At 43.7% G+C, this 18,471-nt stretch carries 14 protein-coding genes and 1 riboswitch; of the genes, 4 read left to right on the top strand and 10 right to left on the bottom strand.

What is annotated here, in order from left to right; all coding sequences use genetic code 11:
* Window positions 1-10 precede the first annotated feature (10 nt).
* Window positions 11-1,165 (top strand): PAS domain-containing sensor histidine kinase, encoded by a 1,155-nt coding sequence (locus tag FAM09_RS29895; protein ID WP_136580850.1) that lies wholly within the window; start codon window positions 11-13, stop codon window positions 1,163-1,165.
* 159 nt (window positions 1,166-1,324) lie between these two features.
* Here the strand turns inward: FAM09_RS29895 and FAM09_RS29890 are convergent, their stop codons facing one another.
* Window positions 1,325-1,948, bottom strand: a complete 624-nt coding sequence (locus tag FAM09_RS29890) for a YciE/YciF ferroxidase family protein (protein ID WP_136580849.1) — start codon at window positions 1,946-1,948, stop codon at window positions 1,325-1,327.
* A gap of 173 nt (window positions 1,949-2,121) precedes the next feature.
* A complete protein-coding gene (locus FAM09_RS29885) occupies window positions 2,122-3,201 on the bottom strand; it encodes a KGG domain-containing protein (protein ID WP_136580848.1) in 1,080 nt (359 codons plus the stop codon).
* 425 nt (window positions 3,202-3,626) lie between these two features.
* A riboswitch (TPP riboswitch) is annotated at window positions 3,627-3,753 on the top strand.
* 121 nt (window positions 3,754-3,874) lie between these two features.
* Between FAM09_RS29885 and FAM09_RS29880 the strand changes: the two genes are divergently transcribed.
* A complete protein-coding gene (locus FAM09_RS29880; protein ID WP_136580847.1) occupies window positions 3,875-7,588 on the top strand; it encodes a CheR family methyltransferase in 3,714 nt (1,237 codons plus the stop codon).
* Between the two features lie 24 nt (window positions 7,589-7,612).
* Window positions 7,613-7,987, top strand: a complete 375-nt coding sequence (locus FAM09_RS29875) for a response regulator transcription factor (RefSeq protein ID WP_136580846.1) — start codon at window positions 7,613-7,615, stop codon at window positions 7,985-7,987.
* Here the strand turns inward: FAM09_RS29875 and FAM09_RS29870 are convergent.
* On the bottom strand, window positions 7,968-8,615 hold the full coding sequence (locus tag FAM09_RS29870) for a chemotaxis protein CheB (RefSeq protein WP_136580845.1): 648 nt from the start codon (window positions 8,613-8,615) through the stop codon (window positions 7,968-7,970). The two genes, FAM09_RS29875 and FAM09_RS29870, sit on opposite strands and share 20 nt — an antisense overlap.
* Before the next feature lie 379 nt (window positions 8,616-8,994).
* On the opposite strand from FAM09_RS29870, the gene FAM09_RS29865 reads away from it, so the two are divergent.
* On the top strand, window positions 8,995-9,384 hold the full coding sequence (locus FAM09_RS29865; RefSeq protein ID WP_166437317.1) for a response regulator: 390 nt from the start codon (window positions 8,995-8,997) through the stop codon (window positions 9,382-9,384).
* An 88-nt stretch (window positions 9,385-9,472) separates the two neighbouring features.
* Here FAM09_RS29865 and FAM09_RS29860 read toward each other — a convergent pair whose 3' ends face one another.
* The 7 genes from FAM09_RS29860 to FAM09_RS29830 all read right to left on the bottom strand — a co-directional run bounded on the left by FAM09_RS29860 (window position 9,473) and on the right by FAM09_RS29830 (window position 17,807).
* A complete protein-coding gene (locus FAM09_RS29860) occupies window positions 9,473-9,688 on the bottom strand; it encodes a heavy-metal-associated domain-containing protein (RefSeq protein ID WP_136580843.1) in 216 nt (71 codons plus the stop codon).
* A gap of 12 nt (window positions 9,689-9,700) precedes the next feature.
* Window positions 9,701-11,959 carry a heavy metal translocating P-type ATPase gene (locus tag FAM09_RS29855; RefSeq protein WP_136580842.1) on the bottom strand — a complete coding sequence of 753 codons (2,259 nt, stop codon included), beginning with the start codon at window positions 11,957-11,959 and terminating at the stop codon, window positions 9,701-9,703.
* A gap of 100 nt (window positions 11,960-12,059) precedes the next feature.
* Entirely contained in the window at window positions 12,060-12,620 is a 561-nt protein-coding gene (locus FAM09_RS29850) for a helix-turn-helix domain-containing protein (RefSeq protein ID WP_136580841.1), read from the bottom strand.
* A gap of 62 nt (window positions 12,621-12,682) precedes the next feature.
* A complete protein-coding gene (locus FAM09_RS29845; protein ID WP_136580840.1) occupies window positions 12,683-13,681 on the bottom strand; it encodes a FecR family protein in 999 nt (332 codons plus the stop codon).
* A gap of 62 nt (window positions 13,682-13,743) precedes the next feature.
* A complete protein-coding gene (locus FAM09_RS29840) occupies window positions 13,744-14,343 on the bottom strand; it encodes an RNA polymerase sigma factor (RefSeq protein ID WP_166437316.1) in 600 nt (199 codons plus the stop codon).
* A gap of 17 nt (window positions 14,344-14,360) precedes the next feature.
* Window positions 14,361-15,134 (bottom strand): DUF4249 family protein, encoded by a 774-nt coding sequence (locus FAM09_RS29835; protein WP_136580838.1) that lies wholly within the window; start codon window positions 15,132-15,134, stop codon window positions 14,361-14,363.
* Window positions 15,135-15,161: 27 nt separating this feature from the next.
* The gene (locus tag FAM09_RS29830; RefSeq protein ID WP_136580837.1) at window positions 15,162-17,807 is read right to left on the bottom strand and encodes a TonB-dependent receptor; all 2,646 of its coding nucleotides are present in this window, start codon (window positions 17,805-17,807) and stop codon (window positions 15,162-15,164) included.
* Window positions 17,808-18,471 lie beyond the last annotated feature (664 nt).

Here is an 18,471-nt window from a genome sequence, read left to right as displayed (position 1 = left end):
CTTTCCCACCATGCGCGGAGAGACCTACCAAAACACTACACTTCCTAATTTATATGAAATGCTGAACGATTGCAGCATTGACCGGGTGATGGCTATTGATGATCAATGGTGCGTAATTGCCTGGAACAAAACGGCTGTCCTGGTTACCGGTATCGATAAAACCCATATCATTGGCAAACCGTTGCTTAATGTATTTCCGGAATTACAGAAAGATAAAGAAATGATCGATGCGATCCAATTCGCGATGAAGGGTAACAAATCTTTTTTACCTGCCCGGGCCGGATTGCTTAACCGCCAATCGTACGAGAATCATTTTATTCCATTAACAGATGAGGATGGTCAGGTAAAAGGGGTAATGAATATCATGCATGATGTGGCCCACCGGGAAAAAGCAGAAAAAAAATTACAGGAATTAAATGAAGCCCTGGAGCAAAAATACCGTCAACTGGAAACTGCCACAACAGAGATGGCGACATTCACCTATATTAGCAGTAACGAAATAAAGGAACCCTTGCGACATGTATACACGGCGTTTGAGTTGCTGGTGAAATCGGAAGGGAAATCGTTATCCAATGGCGGCAAGGCCAACATCCGTCGTATACAGGCGTCCCTTAACAGGATGAACCTGTTGCTGGATGACATCTGGGCGCTTAGCCATATTAACAGCTTTCAACAGGTTCGCAACACCGTTGACCTCAACGACATTTTCAGGGAAACGCTGATCAAATTAAGTAATAAAATAACAGAAAAAGAAGCTATTGTTACAGCAGATAATCTCGGGGTTGTACCTGGTTACAAAGACATGTTGCAAACCCTGTTTGTTAACATCATTGATAATGGACTGAAGTTTCAGAAACCTGACAATCCGCCTCAGGTACAAGTCACGAGCCACCTGTTACAACCCAATGAATTGCCTGGCAGTTTTCAAATCAAAGAGCCAATGGTATTACTCACGTTTACCGATAATGGCATTGGGTTTGACCCGGCATATGCCGATCGGGTGTTTATCATGTTTGAAAAGCTCCATTCCTCAAGCCATTATTCCGGATCAGGTATGGGATTGACCATTGCCAAAAAGATCGTGGAAGCACACGATGGTTTTATACAGGCTACCGCCCATCCGGGAAAGGGAGCTACCATTCAGTGTTATTTACCAGTTGAATGATATTTGTTACCGGTTGCCGGTCACCGGGCAAAAAAACGAACACCCCACTTTTTGTAGGGTGACCGAAATTCCCCTGGCAACAGGAAACCGGTAACTGGTAACCCCTATTTTATACATCGGTCGGGCTTTGTAACCTGAACCCTGTAACCTGTAACCGGCTTACACTACCCATATTTTTTTATCCCAGTTGTACTTGCCTTCATGTTCAGCTTCCACGTTGATAAACGTTTCGGCAATATCGGTTAGTAACTGGTCATTCCATTCTTCTTCGGCCAGTGATTTATCCAGTATATCTGCCGCCCGTTCGAGGCCCATTGTTAAAGCCAGTGCCACCAAACCGCCATATGAAGCAATTTCGTAGTGCTCTATTTTCTGACAGGCAATGATCAGTGCGGCATCCCGAGTCATAGTACCTTCTTCTGTTTCCCTTATAATCGTTTTGCACTCCTTTATTAAGCCGTCCATTGCTTCACACCGCTTCCCTTCTGGTTTTGATCCGATGATATGAAATACTTTTTCGAGCCTTTTCACATGCCGTTTTGTTTGTTGGGTGTGATCTTCGATCGCGTCTTCCAGCTCTTCGGTGGTGGCAACACTTTTTATTTCGGGTAGAGTCTTTACTAATTCCTGTTCGGCATAATACATATCTTTAAGCTGATCGAGAAAGAACTTCTGCAGAAATGATGGTGACTCCTGCGCACCTGACTGACCGGCGCCTTTTTTCTTGGTTTCTGACTCAGGCCCATGCCCATTTCTTTTACCTGTTTCTGTTACCGTGCCCATATTTTAAATATTTGAATGGTTAATAGGTGAAAATAAGTTAACCTTTGAGGTCAAAGCTTTATGAAGTACGAGGTATGAAATAAGAAGTACGAGGTATGAATAAAAACCAGTAATGAAGTCCAAAATACAGGTTCTTCCTATTTCTTACCTCCTACTTCTTACTTCCTTATAAATTACCTGGAACTACTTCTGCTTCTTTGTCCGCTTCTTCCGCGTTGTGAACGGGAGGAAGAGCCACTTCTGCTGCCTGATGAACGGCCGCGATTTGAACTGCTGCCACGACCGCTGCCGCCGCTATTACCGCCGCTGCGTGCCTGTCCGCCCATACTGGCTATACGGCGTACTTCACTTTTGGGCATACTGGCAAAACCACGTCGGGATGTATCGCCACTGCTTCTGCCCGAACGGCTGGAAGAAGAACGACCTGATGATCCACTGCGGGATGAGCGGTTTCCAAATGACCTGCCTCTGTTCTGATCGCTTTCGTGTGAAGCGCGGCCTCCCATACTGGCAATACGGCGAACTTTTTCACGCGGCATGCTTCCAAATCCACGACGCGAACGTCCCTGCATCTGACCCTGCCGGCCACCATATTCATCTTCCTCTTCGTCTTCTTCTTCATACTCTTCCTCTTCTTCTCCATACTGGCCCTGCATGCCATATTCATCATAATCGTCCTCTTCTTCATCATAAAATTCACCTTCATCAACATCTTCTTCTTCTTCTCCATAGCGGCCCATCATTCGGTTATCGTCATAATATTCATCTTCATCAAAATCCTGGTCTTCATATTCACTACCATATTGCTGGCCATATCCTGTCTGTTGTCCCCAGCCGCCTCTTTGCTGTCCATATTCTCCCTGTTGTCCAAAGCCTCCATATCCGCCCTGTTGCCCATAACCACTCTGACTTCCTCCATATCCTTCTCCCCAGCCACCTTGCTGTCCTTGTCCATAGCCATGCCTTCCCCAACCTCCGTAACCACCATGCTGTCCGTAACCCTGGTTTCCATAACCGCCCCAGCCTCCTTGCTGGCCTCCATAGCCCTGGTTTTCCCAACCACCTTGTTGTCCATATTCACCTTGTCCTCTAAATCCTCTTTGCCGTCCATATTCTCCTTGTCCGCCAAATCCTCTTTGCTGTCCGTATTCACCTTGTTGTCCAAAACCTCCTTGCGAGCCATAGCGGCCACGGTTGCCTTCATTGTATTGACGACCGTAATCTTGCCTGCCCTGGCGTTCTCTTCTTCTCATAATTAAAGTGTTTAATCGTTAGAAAATTGATGTGACATACATTGCAATTTTAATGCTCACCGTATTGATTTGTATTGTATTCCTTTATTGTTATAAACACTGATGTTGGCATAATAAAGGATTTTCCCGTATAACAACTATTGTTTTGCGTTATACTGCAGGACATTTAATATCAACTATCAATTCTTAAACTATAACAATAAAAGAAGTTCTTACATGTTGCAGAAGTGTATAGCCAAACGGCGAGCTGGTAAAATATTGCCGTTAGTGTATTAAAGCTATTTACAATTGATTGAACAAAAAAAATAAACCACACAATTTTTTATTGTTGACTTTGATGCCGACATATTTCCACAATATGTCCCAATGAGTTGCTTTTGTAAGGCAGCATTTCACTGGCATACAATTTTTATATAATAGTGAAATGTTTCTCATGGGGGTGGTTATGTAAACAGGTTTACCTTTTGGGTAAACATGAAAAACAAACCTGAGATTATACTCCAACAACCTGATCTGGGTAATGCCAGCGAAGGGACTGAGGAACTAAGAGGACTCCGGTACAGCCGGAGTCTTTTTTTTGCCATACCTGCACTATAGATAATGCGTATAAAATATTCTACAGCAGTTTTTTATTCAAATCGTAATTTACAGTCTTATTTTTTAATGCTACATCATGTGCGCAAAGCAAAAGAAACCAGCGAGGGCAAAAGCGCCATCTCGAAAACAAGCTCCAGCTAAAAAGAAAAAAACAGATGCGCCGTATTTTGCCGAACCTATTTTTCCTGTAGCTGCTATCGGTGGTTCTGCGGGCGGCATTGAGGCCATCTCCCAATTTCTTTCGCACCTGCAGCCAGACCTGGGCATTGCTTATGTTATCATTCAACACCTTTCGCCGGATCACTCGTCCATTTTGCCGAGTTTACTGGAAAAGCGCACTTCTATGAAAGTGCATCCGGTTACAGATGGAATTAAAGTAGAGCCCAACAATGTGTACGTTATTCCCCCTGCTGTATACATGACCATTTCCGACGGGCACCTGGTATTGTTGCAGAAATCAAAGACAGATAAACAACGGCATGTGTTCGATTATTTTCTGCTATCGCTGGCGCCGGTATACCAACACAAAGCCATTGCTATTGTACTGTCGGGTGTTGGCTTCGATGGCACCCAGGGCGTTCAGGCCATAAAAGCCGAAGGCGGTATTTCCTTTGCGCAGGACGATTCAGCCCTGTTTCAATCCATGGCCCGCAATGCATATGAATCGGGATATATAGATTTCATCTTGTCGCCCGAAGGCATTGCCAATGAATTGGCTGCTTTGTCAAGACAGAACTATTCAATACAATCTCCCGAAGAAGACATAGAAGTAAATGAGCTTGCTATAAAAAGGATCCATTTATTGTTACATAACCGCTTTGGGGTCGATTTTGCGCATTATAAAGGCACCACCATCAACCGGCGCATTTTACGGCGTATGGCACTGAACCGGTTAAAGCAACTGGACCCGTATATTAAATTGTTGCGCGAAAATCAAACGGAACTGGAATTGCTGTATCGTGATCTGCTGATCAATGTTACCTGCTTTTTCCGTGAGCCAACCCTGTTCATAACACTTAATAAATTAATTTTTCCTGCTTTATTCAAAAACCGTAAGAACGGTGAACCGTTGCGCATCTGGATCCCGGCCTGCTCAAGCGGTGAAGAAGCCTGTTCCATGGCTATTTCCCTGTTTGAATTCCTGGGTGAAAAAGCATTTACCACACCTATACAGATCTTTGCTACCGACCTGAGTGAAACAGCTATTGAAAAAGCACGAACTGGTATTTACAGCAAAAACTCGTTACAACATGTATCGCCGCAACGGCTGAAGCAGTTCTTTGTTAAAGTGGACGGCAGTTACCAGATCATAAAACCCATCAGGGACATTTGCATATTTGCCACCCACAATCTTCTGAAAGATCCGCCGTTCAGCCGTATGGACCTTATCAGTTGCCAGAATGTAATGATCTACCTGGCATCCAATGCACAGAAAAAAATATTGCTTGCATTTCATTATGCGTTGAAACCAATTGGATATCTGGCATTGGGCAAATCAGAAACCATTGGCAATGATACCGACCTGTTTGAAGCAGTAGACAAAGAACATAAGCTGTATATTAAAAAAGCGATCGCCCAGCCCCTGCCTTTTGATTTTTTCAACCGGCAGTCCCGTACCCCGGTATTGCAACAAACATCTCCCGGGAAACAGGGTTCTGCTCCCAATAGCGATGTGGATATTGAAAAAGAGACAGATAAACTCTTATTGTCGCGTTATGTACCGGCCAGTGTGGTGGTTAACAAAGACCTGCAGATCTTACGATTTCATGGCCCTATCAGCGATTACCTGCAACCCGCTGCCGGCAAAGCCAGCCTGCACCTGTTAAAAATGGTTAAAGATGAACTGGTGTTTGAACTCAGGGGTTTGCTGAACAATGCAAAAAAAAGAAAACAGGTAATGCGAAAAGAAGGCATACATCTTAAAGATGGCAGTTATCATCGCTCCATCCGGATAGAAGTGACGCCGGTAAAATCGCATTTGTTCAATGATCCATATTATCTTATTGTTTTTAAAGATGACCATGACGTAGAACTGCAAAAAAGCAAGCAGCCTGTTCAGCAAAAAAAAGGAAGACCCGATAGTAAAGACCGGCGCATAGATATACTGGAGCAGGAATTAAAAGATGCCCGTGAGCAGATGAAGACCATGGGTGAAGAGTTTGAAGCTACCCGGGAAGAATTGCAATCGGCTAATGAGGAAGTGCTTTCTTCCAATGAAGAGCTGCAAAGTATTAATGAGGAGCTGGAAACTTCCAAAGAAGAATTGCAAAGCACCAATGAGGAACTGATCACGATCAATGAAGAATTGCAGTTGCGCAATGCCGATCTGAGAGAATCGGTTGAATACACTGACGCCATTGTGCAAACCACCCGCGACCCATTGGTGGTTTTACATACCGACCTTCGGGTGCGCACCGCCAACAAAGCTTTTTATAACCTGTTCAATTTGCAGCAGGAAGTAGATGGCTTGTATTTCTTTGAATTTGCCGACGGTTTGCTGGATGTGCCTGCCTTACGACAGCAATTACAGGAGACCGTTACTAAAGGTATCGGGTTTCAGGATTTTGAGCTTACGCATCAATTCCGCGAACTGGGCGAAAAGACACTGCTCTTTAATGCCATGCGCATGCATGGGGAAGGCGGCGATAAACGCGCCCGTATTTTGCTGGCCATCGGTAATGTTACCGAAGGCAAACGGGCCGAAGACTCATTGCGCCGCAGTATGGAACAACTGCGTGAAAAGGAAGAAAGACTGCGGATAGCCATGGAGGCGGGTAAAATGGGCACCCTCGACTGGAACATTTTTACCAGTGAGATCCAGTGGTCTACCGATCATAATGTTATGTTTGGTATTCCCGTTGAAAAGCGAAGCGGTACCTACCAGGAGTTCTTTCAATACGTGCATCCGAACGACAGGGAAAAAGTAGCAGGCGTATTACAAACAGCCATTGATACCCGTAAAGACTTTGCGATGGAAATGCGGGCACTTCATACCAATGGCCGCATTACATGGATTGCCGCTTTTGGCCGTCCCTTTTATAATGAGCAGGGCCAGGCCCACCGCATGATCGGGATAGTGATAGATATAACAGAACGAAAAATTCTGGAGAACCAGAAAGAGGAATTTATAGGCATTGCCAGCCACGAACTAAGAACACCGGTCACCAGCATTAAATCCTATGCCCAACTACTGCAGGAAATGCTGAAAGTAAAAAATGACCTGGAAAGTGTGGAAATAATAAAAAAGCTCGATCGCCAGATCGACCGCCTGTCGCATTTGGTCGCCGACCTGCTGGATATTACCCGCATCAGGGAAGGGCAACTATTGCTGCATCCCGAGCTATTAGATCTCAATGTGCTGATCAGGGAAATGGCGGAACTGATGCAACGAACTACGGTACAACATGTAATTGTGTATGAGTTGCAATCGCTGCCACCGGTAAAGGCCGATCGCGAACGAATTGGACAGGTGCTGATCAACCTTATTGGAAATGCGATCAAATATTCACCCAAGGGCCAGCGTATAATTATCAGTTCGGTCTTAATAAACAAAACAGTGAAGATAAGCATAAAGGATTTCGGCATCGGTATGAGTGAAGAAACCCGCCTTAAAATATTTGAACAGTTCTTCCGGGCCAGCGATAACAATGTTCAAACTTACCCTGGCCTTGGTCTTGGTTTGTTTATTGCATCAGATATCATTAAAAAACATGGCGGCGAAATTGGAGTGGAAAGTGAAAAAGGAAAAGGAACACTGGTGTATTTTACACTGCCGGTACAACCTGCATAGGTATACGCCTTTTATTTCACCCTTATGAAAAAAGTAATGATCATAGAAGACGATGAGGCGATCCTGGATGCATTGAGCATAATATTTACCCGTGCCGGTTACGAGACCTCCGGTTTTATAAATGGTAATTTCTTATTGGAAGGTGAATTTGACATTCCGGATCTGTTCGTTATTGACAAACTACTGTTGGGTGTTGATGGGCTGGATATTTGCAAATACCTGAAGGGGTTGCCGGCAACACAGCATTTGCCCATTATTATATTATCAGCTACACCTTATTTGCAAGAACAGGTAAAGCGTGCCGGCGCAGACGGATACCTGGAAAAACCTTTCTCCAATAACAACCTGTTGCAATTAGCTGAAGACCTGCTTAATGGCACTAATCGGCCTTTACATTAAATTTTTCAAGCAGTGCGGCTTCTGCCCTGATATCATCCGGTACTTCTGCATCGACTGGTGTTTTATTGACAATGGTATATTGTATTGCTTCAATCATGCCGGCTACGGGTAAAATAAAATCTACCATGGCATTATTCAGCACCGATTGAGGCATATCGGGGTAAGCGGCTTCGCGGGGTTCCTGAACAATACAGGTGCCGCCGCATCTTTTAATGGCCTGCATGCCTGCCGTGCCATCATCGAGCAAACCGGTGAGTACAATGCCAATAACCCGTTCGGTGTAATATGCTGCAGCAGAGCGAAATAATACATCTATTGACGGCCGCCACCGGTTCTCCGGCGGCCCTTTTGTAATATGCATTGCCCCAGCCTTCAAGATCAAATGATGATCGACCGATGCTACATAAATATGCCCTGGTTTTATAGATAATCCTTCAGTCGCCAGCTCACAATGCATTGAAGTGTATTTTTGCAACTGGTTTACTATAAAATTATCATTACCCTTACTGGAAATATGCAATACGATGAAAATGGCTGCATGAAGGTGCCGGGGTAAAGTGGCTGCCAGTTTGCATAAAGCATCATGCCCGCCGGCAGAAGCACCAATCACTATTATAAAAAATGGCATGACTTACCGGTATTTATGTAGCTTGAATTGCATATGTGCTCAAAAAATCATACCACCGCCAAAAAAATCATATAAAATGATGAGATAGAAATGTAAAATAATTTTTTTACTCATTTCGAAGTTTTATCTTTATATCACCTGCGGTAATACCACATCCGTTTGTACATACATCTTTTCTCTTATTGTATATTATCCATTTCATCAACCCTTATTGATTTTATACGTGAGTCTTGTTTAGACACAGGCATTGGATAATGCAACGCTTGCCTCCCGAAAAATAATGAATTACCACCAATGCCAGGTGTAGTGGCGGGTAATTTCCATACTCGTATTATTGCAATTTGTGTTTTTAAATAAATAACCTTGTCAAAAGATGGTTATGCAAAAAACAATCTTACTGGTAGACGATGATGAAGAGGAATTCTACATTATTAAAATGGCGCTGGAAATGACTGAATTTAATTACCGGTGCATTTGGGCGAATGGTTTAGATCAGGCTAAAATTATGGTGAAGGAACACCAACCTGATTTTGTTTTTATAGATATCAATATGCCTCGCTACAATGGCATCTGCTGCTTGAAACAATTGAAACAAATTACTCAGTTGCAACATGCTGTATTTGTAATATATTCAACTTTTATCAGCGAAGATGATCACCAGGCAGCCATGGAGTTAGGCGCCTCCTGCTGTATACATAAACCGGAGAATATAAAAATTCTGCTGAACCAGTTAACCGGTTTATTCAACAATAAAGCCCATTACTCCTAATTGAAAAAAATTAAGGGAACACATTGCAACGCGCCTCACGACCGGTATGCAACGTGTCCCCTGTAGTCAATTTATGCCGCAAAACAGCTTAACTGATCTTCTCAGCTTTATAGCCTGCTTCCTGGATGGACTTGATCACCTCCGTTTCATTTACTTTATCACCGGAGCTGATGGTTAACACCTTATCAGGTGACTGCGTATCTACATTCCAGTTATCTTCCCCTGCCGTTTTATTCAGGAACGGGGTAACATTGGCCACACAGCCACTACATTTAATGGTCGTCTTGAATTTTAATGTTTCCATACTATGTGTTTTTTACAATTTTGTTGATCTTAATCTTAAACTATTGGTTACTACTGAAACCGAACTTAATGCCATGGCAGCACCGGCTATCATCGGGTTCAGCAAAAATCCGTTGACCGGATACAGCACTCCTGCTGCCAGCGGTATACCGATGAGGTTATAAATAAAGGCCCAGAACAGGTTTTGCCGAATGGTGCGTACCGTTTTACGGGAAAGCACCAGCGCTTTGGGTATCGACTGCAGGTCAGAAGTGATGAGCGTCATTTTAGCTACGTCCATCGCAATATCAGATCCCTTGCCCATAGCGATACTTACATCGGCCTGAGCCAGCGCATGAGAATCGTTAATACCATCGCCTACCATGGCCACTACCTTATTTTGTAGTTGTAATTTTTTAACGAAATCGGCCTTCCCATCAGGAAGCATACCGGCGGCATAATGGGTGATCCCCACCTCTGCAGCAACAGCCGCGGCGGTTTGCTCATTATCGCCGGTTAACATGTACACCCCGATGCCCATGTTCATCAATTGCTGTACGGCCTTTGCCGAAGTAGCTTTTATTTTATCGGCAATAGCTATTATGGCCAGCACCTGGTGTTGATCGGCAAAATATACAACGGTGTTAGCCTGTTTTTGCAAAAGCAATGCGGGTTGAACCAGCGCAACATGGGAAATACCGTTCTCATCGATGAGTTGCTGGTTACCTGCAAAGTACCGTTTACCGTTATGCACGCCGGTAACGCCACGTGCCGTAACGCTCTCGAAGTTTGTTACTTCACCGGCAGTCACTCCTTCCTTTTTCAATTCATTAATAACTGCTTCGGCCAGCGGATGCTCCGATTGAATTTCCAGGCTGTACAGGATTTGCTTCAGCACCTTGTTATTTTCAGCACCCGGAAGCCATACCATTTGGGAAACAACCGGTTTACCTTCCGTAATGGTCCCGGTTTTATCTAATATGATCGTATTTACTTTATAAGCGAGCTCCAGGCTTTCGGCATCTTTGATCAGCATATTATGCTCTGCTCCTTTTCCTATACCCACCATAATAGCTGTAGGTGTTGCCAGGCCCAGGGCACAGGGACAAGCAATAACCAACACGGTTACAGAAGTGAGCAACGCATTGGTAAATGCGTTATCGCCCCCAGCTATCAGCCAAACCACAAATGTGAGTATGGCAATACCGATTACTACCGGTACAAAGATGCCGGCAATTTTATCAACCAGTTTTTGCACGGGTGCTTTGCTGCCCTGGGCTTCCTGTACCATTTTAATAATATGGGCCAGCATGGTATCATTCCCCACTTTCTGCGCCTGGAATTGAAAACTGCCTTTTTGATTCACTGTACCGGCAAATACTTTGCTGGCTGATCTTTTTTGCACAGGCACCGGTTCACCGGTGATCATACTTTCATCAACATAGGAAGAACCGGAAGTAACGATGCCATCAACAGGAATTTTTTCACCCGGCCTAACCAGGATGGTATGCCCCGGTAGCACAGCCGAAACGGGTATTTCCTGTTCTTTGCCCTCCATCACCACGCGTACTGTTTTTGGCTGTAAACCCATCAGTTTTTTTATTGCCGATGACGTGTTGTATTTGGCTCTTTCTTCCAGTAATTTACCCAATGAAATAAAGGCGATGATCACGGAGGCGGCTTCATAATAAACATGCGGGTGAATACCGCGAGCATGCCAGAAATCGGGATTGATGGTATTGAACGCGCTAAATACAAAGGCAATACCGGTGCTGAGGGCTACCAGGGTATCCATATTGGCTTTACCATGCCGGGCCTGCTTCCAGGCATTTATAAAGAATGAACGGCCGAACCAGCCTATAACGGGAACCGTTAGCGCCATGGAGATATAGTTACCATACGGCATATTCATGAAGAACATGCCAATAATAACAATGGGAAGCGATAAGATGGATGCCCAGATTGTTCGCTGCTTCAGGGATTCGTAATGGTCCTGCCGGGCAGCTTCTTTTATTTCGGTACTATTGGCTTCATCTATTACGAGGTCATAGCCAATAGAGCGAACTGTTTTTTGTAAATCGGCGGTTGTGGCAATGGCCGGGTCATATTCAACCCAGGCGGTTTGATTGGCAAAATTCACGCCTGCACCTGCTACCCCTGTTACCGATTTTAACATCGATTCAACACTTATTGCACAGGCGGCACAGGTCATATCCAGCACAGGAAAGGTTTTCTTTACCGTTTGGCTGTGAACTATTGTCTTTTGGTCTTTTTCAATGGTTGTAGTTGACATAGAGAAATCCTTTCCACAAAATTCCTATTATGCCCGTACTCCATTGTTATAACATTCAGCGGCTGATGTATATAATTTTAAGAAACAGCGGTGAGGAGCCCTATACCTTGTCTAAAGGTTTGCGAATGTTATCTTTTAATTCGCGGAATTTGGTAGGCGTTAGCCCGGTTTCTTTCTTAAACTGTTGGGAAAGGTGTTGAACACTGCTGTAATCCATTTGTTCAGCAATTTCACTAAGACTTAATTCATTATACGTAAGCAGTTCTTTTACCCGTTCAATCCGCTGGCGAATGGAGTATTTTTCAATGGTGATGCCCTCCATGGAAGAAAACAGGTTCGACAGGTAATGATAATCCAGTTGCAGCTTTTCTTCGAGAATGGCAGACAATTTCTTATTCCGGCTGTCTTCACTTCTATGTATAAGGGAGATAATGATGTTCTTTATTTTTTCAACCAGTTTGTCTTTTTTATCATCGAGCAATTCAAAGCCTATGGCGGTAAGGTTCTTGTTTAAGGTTTCCAGTTGTTCGGGGGTCGGTTCTTTATCAAGCTCAACTTCACCTAAATTAACATTATTATAAGCAATGCCCGTTTTTTCCAGTTGTTCCTTTATAACCAGGATGCAACGATCACAAACCATATTTTTTATATACAATTGCATGTTGCAAAGATACGGCATATACTTTTGACAACGCAACGCGGCCAGGCTACACGACACGACCCCTACTCTATTATGTATATACCGTTCTTTTGGGAAAGCCGCCCGTCGGTTATGCGGCAAAGGATATCAAGTGCCTGCCGTATGCCAATATCTTTGTTAAAGGCCGCGGTAGTAACCACCTCTTTCAGTGTATTGCGTTTTACCTGAATAGATACATTAAAAACCCGTTGCAGGTCGGCAATAATATCGGCAAGCATTTCATCTTTATAATACAGGTTGCCCGATTTCCAGGCGGCAATATGGGCAATGTCGATATTCCTTAATTCAGCGGTAGTTCCGGTGATCCTTACCTGCTTTCCCTTTTCCAGGTTGGCCAGCATTTGATTTCCTGCCGAAACCCTCACCTTTCCCCGTTGCACAGAAACTATAATATTTTTTTGTGCGGGATATGCCTTGATATCAAAGGCTGTTCCTATAACCTGGGTAGTTATTTCACCGGTATGGATAACGAATGGAATTTTATCAGCATGTTCTACATCAAACCAGGCTTCCCCGGAAAGGGTTACTGTTCGCTCCCTGTCTGAAAACGAATCAGGATATCGAATGGAAGAGGCTGAATGCAACCACAGGTGACTACCATCGGGCAACACGACTTCTTTTTGATCACCAGGCGCGGTGGTTATTTCATTAAAATGCATCGGCGTGTTCTGGGCAACAGGAGCAGGTGATTTTCTGATCAAGAAATAATACAGCCCCATACTCGCTATTATCACTATTGCGGCAGCACAGCACCGGTACAACCAAACTATCCCGGAAGTTCTTACAGGCGCCTGCAAAGGGGTTTTATCGACATTGACAATACCCTGTACCATTGCCTGCCAGGATTCCTGGTGAACGGGGATCACAGGGGTTTCCGCCTGCATTAATTCGGCGATAACAGATCTTACTTCCTCACCATTGGTATCGGCTTGCAGCAAGGCCAACAATTCCTGCTGTTCCTGCCGGGTTGCTTTATCAGCGAGGTGCTGCTGAAGCAGGTAGGTCAATCGTTGATTTTCCATTGGTGATCATTTACTGTATTAAGAATCATAAGCAATTAGTTATGGCTATTGCTGAGAAATTTTTATATTCTGTAAAGCAGGAAGATGATCGACAATATAACATCGTATTTGTCGAGGTATTTCCTGATAAACTTCAATGCAGTAACCAGTGCATTCTTAACCGTATTGGTGGACAAACGCAGCTCCGAAGCGATCTCCGGAATACTTTTTCCCTGGTTACGGCTCATTTGATAGATCCTTTTGCGCTGTTCCGGTAACTCATTGACGGCATCGTGAATAAGCCGGTTCAATTCTTTCAGATCAAGGTCTTCTTCCGTTTGTTGTACCGGCTCCAATGCTGATGCGATGGCATAAGAAAATTTATTGTTCAACGCATTTTTCCGCATATAACTATAACACTCATTAGATGCAACTTTATACAACCAGCCACCCGGATTATTTATTTCCTCCAACTTGTCCCTGTTCAACCATACCCTGATGAAAGTTTCCTGGATGATCTCCTGAACAGCCGCTTCCGACCTGGTGAGTTTTAAAATAAATGGGTACAGCTTGGGTAGAAATAAATTGAACAACTTACCAAAGGCATACTCGTTCCCTTCCGCCACCTGGGAAAACAGTATTTTTTCGTTATATGATACGGCATTTTTGTTATCAGCAGCCAAGCAAAACAGATTTTCCATCAAAAGTAAGAAACGGTTAGCTGTAATGTATCTGACGTGCTTACACCAGTGAAAATACCATGTCCGTGTTTAATATTCGTAGGAGCAGAAACAAGGTTTTGTGAACTATTGTCGGGTTCATTGAATAATATCGCATATTCAGGCAATATTTTGTACAGGATCACCTCGTGTTTCCCTAGCCAGAAAAAGTTTTCATAGGTGGGAATCGACGCTTTATGCTCCAGCGAAGGGGCTGTAAATATATTATGGTCTTTTTTCGTGTGATTAGCTATAAGCACCTGGCGGTTACCTGTTTCCACGTTTTTAATAATCACCGTGTGGTATTCCATCTCCCGGTTATCCCATGTGAATTCCAGCAGTTCAGGTGATACACTATTTCCCCATGCCTTGTATTTAACTGTTTGTGATGAACAGGTAAAACCGGTTGGCCGGGTGGGTACAATGGTATAACCGGTTACCTCTACTCCGTTATACCCAAAATATAATCTGCAGGTATCTCCTTCGCTGATGACCATGTCGGGATTGGCATATATTCCTTTTCCCATATAGGACAGCGTGTAAGGAACACGGTTCTTATCGATCTTCACTTTTAGATCATTTAGGGGTATCAGGGTGTCTATAGCGCCAGCGGTAATTTCCTGCGTGATCTTTATGGAAACGCCTTTGCCGGGCGACACATAACCTTCCACTATTGCCTGAGGTACAGGATTTCGTTCACTTTGTTTGATGCAACTGTTTAGAATGACCATTAGAACTATTATAATTTTTCTCATATACTTTTTGTATTAAGTGGTTACAACCTATCTCCATTTAAAGGAAACATTCAGGTTGGGGGTAATACCCAGGTAATTAATGTTTGATTCTACGATCTGGCTGGTTACGATCTGGAAATTCTTATACCAGAGGTTACGCCGGTTATAAGCATTGAAAACAGATAATCCGATGGTGCCATTCCGTTTGCCCGGTTTTCCAAAATGCCAGTTAACGGCCGCATCCAACCGGTGATAATCGGGCAAACGCAAGGTATTCTTATCTGATACGATCAGGAGGTTTCTGATAGTGCCATCGGGCAATGAAATCTGATAGCCACCAGTTGGTGCTGTATAGGGTTTGCCGGTAAGGTACAACCAGGTAATAGCAAAATCCCATCGTTTCAGGCTGTACATCTGAATGATCTTGCATTCATTCCTGACATCGTTGGATGCAAAAAAGTTGTTGGGCCCGTATACAGGAAAATTATTTTTTACTGTTGATAAAGTATAGGCTATCCAGCCGGTGTATTTGCCGAATTTCTTTTGCAACAGCACATCAATACCCTGTGCATAACCGGTGCCTTCGTAAAACAGTTCTTCATATTCCGCACGATCGGGGTTGGGTTGGTAACGCAGGGTATACTCACTGAGCCCACGCAATTTTTTGTACCAGGCTTCCACATCAACCAGGAGATCGTTGTTTTCCCAACTGGCGCCTGCCATAACTTGCCGGGAACTGCTTACCGGTAACTTTTCATTATCGGCCAGTACCCAGAAATCTCGATTTCCATTCAGGATATCTTCCCGTATCACCCGCTTGGCAAACTGATAATACTGCCCGGCTGATCCCTTTAGTTTTATATTGCTGCTGAGATCATAAGTAACAGTTAAACGCGGTTCGTGGTACAGGGAGCTGGTTGCATCAAAATGTGAAATACGTATGCCTGGGGTAAATACCAGCCTGCCATTCAGTAACCTTAGTTTATCCTGTATGTATACTGCATTGGTATTTCCTTTTGAATCGCGGGTTATATAGGCGAGCGAATCGTTCCTTATGTATTGGTATGAAATGTGATTCCGGGTTAGCTGAATGCCCCCGCTGATGGTATGCGTGGCATTGGGCATCCATTCAAACCCGGCTTTCAGCGTATAATCTTTCAGGTCATTGTTCTCTGCAAAACCCGTTTCAATGATCTTGTCACCCTGAATGGTGTCAACGAGGATCTGCCTGGTATTGGCTGTGCGGTCGCTGAAATAATTGGAATAACTGATCAGCGCGGTTGAGAATAATTCCGCATTCCATTTATGGTTCCATTTCAGACTGGCCCCTGTATTGCCCCATTGAGTATTATCGGTAGTACTGGTAAAAAACGCTGTATTTTCATCACTTTCCGCCTCGATGTGGTTGTTCAACTGGTCTTTACCATGATAAAAGCTGGCACTGATACCGTCTTTTTCGGTTGGCCTGTACGTTAGCTTCACGTTCATATCATCAAAGCCAGACACCAGCTTCGTGGTGCCGCGGGCCCGGTCCAGTTTTACCGTACCATTGTCCAGCGATGTTTTATCGGTCCTGGCATGATTAAGCAGGGTGTCATATAAAGGGGTTTTAAAACTGCGGCGGAAAGAAGCCAGGGCTGTTATCTTTTTACCAATGGGAGTTTCAGCAAATGCGCTGGCGCTTAAAAGACCCAGATCAACTCCGGCATTAAAATGATTCCGGTTGCCTTCTTTGCCGGTGATCTCGGCCAGTGCCGATAAACGGCCGCCGTATTTTGCGTCAAAACCACTTTTAAACAATTGTACATCTTTGATGGCATTGGCATTGAAGGTGCTGAAAAAGCCATACAGGTGATCGACATTATAAACTGTAAATCCATCGAACAGGATCAGGTTTTGATCGGGCGTACCGCCACGAACATACAAACCGGCAGATTGCTCATTGCCGGCACTAATACCCGGCATTAACTGAAATGAGCGAAAGATATCCTTTTCGCCAATCCGCGGTAAAGTGGCAATATTGGCCACCGATAGTTTTAGCATACCTGGTTGCTGGTTCAGCTTAAACGTATTGCTCTTTTTATGAGCTATGGTTACCTGGCCAAGATCGCGACTTGCTGTTTTCATTTCAACAGTTATCACAGATCCTGCCTGGGCTCCATACAATGGGTATTGTACCAGTTGGTGTCCGATGGCAGTAAAGATCAATACCGTTGTATCAGGAAGATCATGTATCGTAAATAATCCTGCTGCATTGGTAACAAACCCGCCAGGCAGGCCTGCTATGGCAATATTTACATATGGCAGCGGTTCTCCCGTGATGGCTTCTTTTACCATACCCGTAACCGATAGCTTTCCTTTTTTACCAGCCGGTTGTTGCGGCCGCTTTTTTACAATGATGTATTGCTGTAACTGTTCATATTGCAAGGAAGTATTGGACAACAGGTCGTTCAATACCTTTTTTACAGCAACTTTTTGTTGCTGATAAGTGATCCCTTTTACGTCAGCTACATCTGCCGTTTTATAATTAAATTTCAGGGAGGTAAGACTTTCAATTTTACTGAAAGCCTCTGCAAGTGTTACATTTTTCAGTTCAATACTGATGGTCATTTTGCTTATATCCTGCGCTTGCAACTTTACTGTTTGCATTAAGCAGCAACCAATGAGCATCCATAGGGATAAAATTCTTTTCATGGTTTAATACTGGCTGGTTTACTAAATAGAAGCGGGAACGGTTGAATAGGACTATCGCAATGAAAAATTATTTTACAGGTTATATTAAAAAAACACCCCAGATCTGATCTCCTTTCTCTTTGCAAAAATAAACTTCTGTTCAGCTTATGGTTTTTTAATTAATTAGTAATAGCGGAAATAGCACCTCATGAATGAAGAAAGACGCACAGCGTTTATTAAAGCGGCCACCTGGCATGATTCGATGGAGGAAGCAGAATGGTTGCTGGTGCAGATCCCAATTCGGGGTTCATGACAAATGGACGATCCCTTGCTGGAGAAACATGGTCTGCGTGCGGTTGCATTGGCTGCCCTTGAAGAACGCAGCGATGCTTTGAAGTTGTTTGCACAAAGGCATTAACATAGAACTGGATGGCGTTATCCAATTAATAACAGCCTGTGCTATGGGTGATGCGGCGGCAGTTTAAGAAATGATATATCAATCCCTGTCTTGGCAACATTTAATTAAAGTTCAACCTCCATTTCTTATAGGTATAGCGCCGCTATATTTTAATGATTACAATAATTTAGTTGTTTCATTAACCAATTATGTAACTATTTTTTGTGTTGAAATTTATTGACCCAAGTCACGTTTTTTGAATTATCCTCTTTAATGAATTGTAACAAA

It is taken from the genome of Niastella caeni (assembly GCF_004834005.1).
Taxonomy (GTDB): domain Bacteria; phylum Bacteroidota; class Bacteroidia; order Chitinophagales; family Chitinophagaceae; genus Niastella; species Niastella caeni.
Note: the sequence above shows the minus strand (reverse complement) of the source record. Positions and strands in the feature narration are given on the sequence as shown.